The following is a 4,103-nucleotide window of genomic DNA, read 5'->3' as shown; positions in this document are numbered from 1 at the left end:
AGGAAATTTACAACAGATGCACTCGATCCATCTTCAGTATCCCATTGTCCGATCGTCAAACTAGTAATTTTACTAACATTAGGATCTGCTAAAAATTGTGATAATAAATCGATAATACTATGCTCAGAATCATAATCGATACTCAATCGATAACTACACTCCTTCGGCTTGGTAATCCCAATTTCGGCTGTATATTCAACAACTGGCTTATCTGCAAATAACTCGTCGTGTTGATAGATTCCCATCTTAATTTTGGATTTTGGATTTTGGATTTTGGTGCTTAGTCTTTAATCGCCCTCAAATGAATTCGGGGCTAACAGCAAAAGTTCACTTCAGTGAACTGAAAGATTTTTATTTTGGTGGCTGAAACCACCCTGCCACACAATTAACCTATAGGGGTATCCCTTGCCTGCGGTGAGCGTAGCCGAACTGTGGGTACGCTCTAAGACGAGGCGTACTAGGGCGATCGAATAAATCATATCTAACTTAGCATATTTTTGTACTAGTTTGCCTATTTTAAATATTCTGTCAACAACATCCGCACCTGAGTTGTATAGGTATCCTCACCCTGCCAAGTAATACCCTGAAGCAAGTCACCAAAAGCATTCAGTTCTAAGATATAGTGTTCCCTCAAATTTGGCGCAATTAACAAATCTATCCCACAGTAGAAAGTATTGGGAAAACAAGCCGCTGCGCGTTCGCAGGTGGCTAACATTTCTTCCCAAACGACAGGTGATAAACCTGGTGGTAAATCGGCAATTTCTCGGCGATCGTTTCCCAAATGTAAATTAGTCATCGGGCTATTTCCTACCCTAATTACTGCTTGACGCGCCTTACCCCCAATTACTACCACTCGCACATCAAATTCCCTACCTGCTAATCGTGCTTTGGGTAGCCATGTTTCTACTTGAATTGATTCAGATGCGAGAAAATTGACAATATCGGCGATCGCATCTGTAGCTCGATATTGCCGAATCAACCGTGAATTATAGAACCGTAATTCTCCCCCTTCGGCAACTCGCTCGACGGTAGTAATCGCCCGTTCGTATCCATTCCGACGTTCGTAAGCAACCACCCCTGAAGCAGAGGAACCATGCGCCAGTTTAATAAATACTCGATCGATCTTTCGATCGTCCATTAGAGTGCATAATCGATCGTAACTAGTAATCGTTGAATTGCGATCGTCAAATAACATCGGCGGTACGGGAATACCTGCTGTTGCTAAAATTTGCTGACACCGAACTTTATCAAACATGATAATAATATCATCGGGATGATTTAGGATTCTCCCTTGAAGATTAGCTGTCCAGGTTTTTAAACACTGTCGCCAGCCGAGATACCATTGACGTTGATACCAAATCCGCCCCAAATCCGCTGGTAACTGCACCGCCGCACTCGCACTAATCCGTTGATGTCGTCCATCTGGCTCTAGTTCTGCACCTGCGGCAATAAACCCTCGATCGACCTCAAAACTGCGCTCAGGCGCGTCAAATCGGAAAATAGTATCTGGAGAGTCAAATTGGGCTAAATCGCACCTACAGGCTAATAAATCAGCATAGGAGATCGATCGAGCTGGAGGTACGCCGCAACGTTCTAATGCTTGCTGAAATAGTTGCACGCGGCGAGTTTCTGGATTAGCAATTAGGATAAAATTAAGCATTTTACTCATTATTCTGGCTCATTCCCAGCTTGGACTATAACGGCGTTCTTTTGCTGGTTTATGTTTGGAAATATCGATTTTAGGTCTATATTGATTATTGCGAATATCAAGTTTACACTCCAATTTTTGTAGTAAACTAAGTGCTTCTGGAGATATCACTTCTCCAGACAAAATTAATAATTTTAGATTTTTAAGCTTAGGACTATTTGTCAGAGCAGATACTCCTTGTATTGTCATCGATCCCATTTTAAAAGCAAGAACGGGAAGTCTATCGATAATCGGACTAGATAGTATTTCCGAAACTAAACTATTGGTATCATGACATCCGCATAAGCCTAGATACTGTAGATTAGGTGCAGAAATACCCGATAAAATAGGTTGCATAGCTTTCTTAATCTCATTTATACTCCCCTGCTTACCCAACCATAGTTCTAGATACTCTAAGTTCGGCAAAGATATACTGCAAAGTTGCTTGATATTATCCGCTGGAATATTTTCTGTTTTAATAATTAGCGTTTTTAGATTCTGATGTTCTAATTGACTGCAATCTAATTGATGATAACCAAAGTGCCCTGCAATTTCTAATATTTCTAAGTCAGGAAATGATATCAATAAAGATCGTACCTCTAGAATCTCTAATTTTGATTTATTACTTTCTGATTGGAGATCCAACATACTATCGCCGATAAATAATGCTCGAAGCTTAGACAGTAAATGTCTTGCACTATTAATAGCTTCTAAGCCGATAGTAAAAGTTCGCTCTCGATCGCGAGGATTATCATCTATCTGAAAAAATAATGCCTGTAGATCGCTAATGCGTGGATCTTTAATTAGAGATTTAAAGTTATTGAACTCATACTTTCCTGCTTGTCCTGAATTAGTCATTGCCACCACATAAGCATTATTGTCTGGGTCGATGATTCCTATTTGAGGATTATAGATTTCTCGTCGCCAGTCAGCAAAAGTATTGAAATAACTTAGAGGTTGATAATCTAATAAAATATTCCTGCCGCGTTCTCCACCGTGAATTCGCAATAATTTACCTGCTAATTGACGAATTTGCAAATTCCGATCGGAAAGTGCTTCAATAGCTATATCAACACCTCGATCGCCATAGTGAATAATATCTTTTAATCCTTGAAGTCTGAGCGATAATGATTCACTAGCTAATCGCTGCTCTATTCTAGCTAATCCCCCTAAAACAACTCCATCTTTAGGTGTGGGAATTTGTCCGCCTAAGACTACATCAGTATTGCGTGGATTGAGTTCTGACATGCTTCTGAAAGAGGGATTAGGGATTATGCTTATTATGCCCGTTGGCGGAGCCTACCTTCGGTAATCGATCTTAGATTATCAGCATAGATCCAGCCCTCGAATGAATTCGGGTGCTCAGAGCAAAAGTCCGTTAAAACGGACTAAAATCAATTCCCAGTTATCTTCAGATAACTTTCGCTATGAGCGCGAAATTCCATTTCAGCGCGGATGTCGCTCGCACTAATCATCACTAATTCAATTTAGCGATCGATCCCTGCTCAACCAAAACTTTATTAATCAATAAATCCGTCACAGTCACCACCAAAATTCGATGCTCCGTCACGGCAAATTCCACGGCAATTCGATCGATCCCTAATTCCCCTGGTGGTTCTAATCTCGCCAAACAAACCGAATTACGTTCGCGTTCTAACGATCGATATTGGGATTGTTTATTCACTGGACTACTATTCATTCTCCCCTGAGCGTCATAAGTGACTTCTGCGGTACTGATTTGGGCAATTTCGCCGATATCTAAGCGCAGTTCCGTTTGTCCTTCCAAAGCGACTTGGAGGGTTAATGGTTCCTCGCGTTTGCAGGGATATTTGATGCCAGGTTCAAACAGGGGAAAGTAGTTGTAGGTACGAGTATAGGGTTCCCACAGGCGAATGCAATATCCATGTCGGAGATAATCTTCTAACCCCGCAATTTGGGTGAGTGCTAAGGCTCCATGTGCGACGGCTTCAAATGGTTTGTGGAGTTTGACTCGTTGTCTGCCGAAGTAGGAGATAAATAGTTGTTGGATTGCTTGAATTTGACAGCTACCACCGACTAATAGGATCTGTTCGATGTCTGCTTTTTGGACACCTTTTCGCAAGCCGAGGGTGAGGATTTCATCGATCGCTTGGCGAAACTGTTCGAGTAATTGTCGCTGTTCTAATAGTTCTTCTAATTGCGATCGATCTAAACTCAGATCGTAGGACATGAATGTATCTTCATCCAACCAACTTTCTCGCGCTTCGGTATTAGTTGTCAACCGAATTTTCAATCTTTCCGCAATTGCGAGTAGATTTTGCCAGCCAACTTCGCCGATGGTTTCTCTGTCGCTACCCAATTGAATTAAATAATCTTCAATAATCCACCTATCGATATCTTCCCCACCGACATATACATCCGTCTTGGCTAAAACCTC

Annotated in this window: 3 protein-coding genes and 1 pseudogene; all 4 read right to left on the bottom strand. The window is 41.4% G+C overall.

All coding sequences use genetic code 11. The features are described 5' to 3' along the window. A pseudogene (locus tag RMO55_RS14245) lies at positions 1 to 245 on the bottom strand (hypothetical protein); the annotation flags it as partial. Positions 246 to 511: 266 nt separating this feature from the next. Continuing rightward, complete coding sequence (locus RMO55_RS14240) at positions 512 to 1,660, bottom strand: STM4014 family protein (protein ID WP_310427507.1); 1,149 nt, start codon at positions 1,658 to 1,660, stop codon at positions 512 to 514. 18 nt (positions 1,661 to 1,678) lie between these two features. Beyond that, positions 1,679 to 2,935: a hypothetical protein gene (locus RMO55_RS14235; RefSeq protein ID WP_310427505.1), complete on the bottom strand. Its 1,257-nt coding sequence runs from the start codon at positions 2,933 to 2,935 to the stop codon at positions 1,679 to 1,681. A 229-nt stretch (positions 2,936 to 3,164) separates the two neighbouring features. Further along, positions 3,165 to 4,103 (bottom strand): Hsp70 family protein (locus tag RMO55_RS14230; RefSeq protein WP_310427503.1); only part of this gene is annotated, 939 nt, incomplete at its 5' end.

This window comes from Chamaesiphon sp. VAR_48_metabat_135_sub, from assembly GCF_031418915.1.
In the GTDB taxonomy this organism is placed as follows: Bacteria; Cyanobacteriota; Cyanobacteriia; order Cyanobacteriales; family Chamaesiphonaceae; genus Chamaesiphon.
The sequence above is the reverse complement of the archived record's forward strand: the minus strand, read 5'-3'. Positions and strand labels throughout refer to the sequence as shown.

What these genes read in the sequence shown, in the direction of transcription:
- RMO55_RS14240 (WP_310427507.1), bottom strand. Translation starts at nt 1,660, where the DNA reads ATGCTTAATTTTATCCTAATTGCTAATCCAGAAACTCGCCGCGTGCAA.
- RMO55_RS14235 (WP_310427505.1), bottom strand. Translation starts at nt 2,935, where the DNA reads ATGTCAGAACTCAATCCACGCAATACTGATGTAGTCTTAGGCGGACAA.